Here is a 1322-nt window from a genome sequence, read left to right as displayed (position 1 = left end):
GTTCCGGCTTCGGCACCCGCAACCCCACCGGCCAGCGGCGCATCCAGCGACAGGATGTCGCTCTTGGCCAGCTCCGCGGCGATTCGCCGCGCCACGCTAGGTCCGGTCGTCGAATGGTCGACGATGTACTGGACCAGCTCGCCCTCCCGGACCCCGGTGTCGCCAAGGATCACCTCCTCGACGATGTCCGGCGTGGGCACGCAGACCAGCACGACTTCAGCGTTGTCGCCTACGTGCCGCGGTGTTTCGCAACGCGAAGCTCCGAGCATCACCATCGCGGCGACTGCCTCGCTGTTGATGTCGCAGACGAAGACCTGATACCCCGCCTTGATCAGGTGCGGAACCATGCGCTTGCCCATGGCGCCGAGGCCGACAAATCCAACCGTGTTGATCATTCGTTGTCTCCTTTGCACTGATCCTAGGCAGCGGGACAGCGACGCAGCAAACGAGTTTTTTGCCGAGTTTGGTTGCAGAAATCTCAATCGACTCGGGGTGCAAGACGGGGCGTCTTCAGCGCCACCAGCCGGGTCCTTCCCCGAGCCCATCCTTTCGGCGCCTTCATTGCATGCGCGATCCGCCATGGCGTCGGGGCAGTCCAGCCGGGAGTCGGTCCCTTCACCAACATCAACCGTTCTTCGATTGAGCTTCCATCAAGCGATCAGGGCCATTTAATCGTTTGTCCGCTGGAGGCCCCATTCCTAGGATGGCCCGGCAAGTGACCGTCTCGCTGCACAGGCGGGCGGATGTCACCGAGACCGCTCGGACTGGCAATGGCGCCCAGGACTGCCCCGCGCCTTCAGACCAAGACACGGAGACTACCCATGACGCGTTGCTCACGCAGCCTCACCCGCATCACTGCCGCCTGCGTTGTCCTCTGGGGCAGCGCGGCGGGCGCCCAGCCCGCCGGCGCCTCGGACGGCATCGTCAAGATCGGCGTGATGACCGACATGTCCTCGCTCTACTCGGACTTCTCCGGCAAGGGCTCCGTCGAAGCGGTGAAGATGGCGGTCGAGGACTTTGGCGGCAAGGTCCTGGGCAAGCCCGTCGAGGTGATTTCCGCCGACCACCAGAACAAGCCGGACGTGGCCTCGGCCAAGGCACGCGAATGGTTCGACAGCAACAAGGTCGACGTGATCGTCGACCTCGTGGGTTCTGGCACGGCGCTGGCGGTGAACGACGTCGGCAGGCAAAAGGGCAGGATCGTCATCGTCTCCGCGGCGTACACATCACTGCTCACCGACGAGCAGTGTGCCGCCTACACGATCCACTACCAGGTCGACTCCGCCGCGCTGACCAACACGCCCAAGATCCTGGTGAAGCGA

The 1322-nt window shown here is 64.0% G+C and carries 2 protein-coding genes; one reads left to right on the top strand and one right to left on the bottom strand.

Going from position 1 to position 1322, the window contains the following annotated elements:
- The coding region (locus ACXJKR_RS32690; protein ID WP_457326405.1) for an NAD(P)-dependent oxidoreductase at window positions 1–395 on the bottom strand (395 nt) is incomplete at its 3' end.
- Window positions 396–821: 426 nt separating this feature from the next.
- Here ACXJKR_RS32690 and ACXJKR_RS32685 point away from each other — a divergent pair.
- On the top strand, window positions 822–1322 hold a 501-nt coding region (locus ACXJKR_RS32685; protein ID WP_457326404.1), incomplete at its 3' end, for an ABC transporter substrate-binding protein.

The sequence above is a fragment of the Roseateles sp. P5_E11 genome, from assembly GCF_054049355.1.
This window is presented reverse-complemented; position numbering and strand designations above follow the sequence as displayed.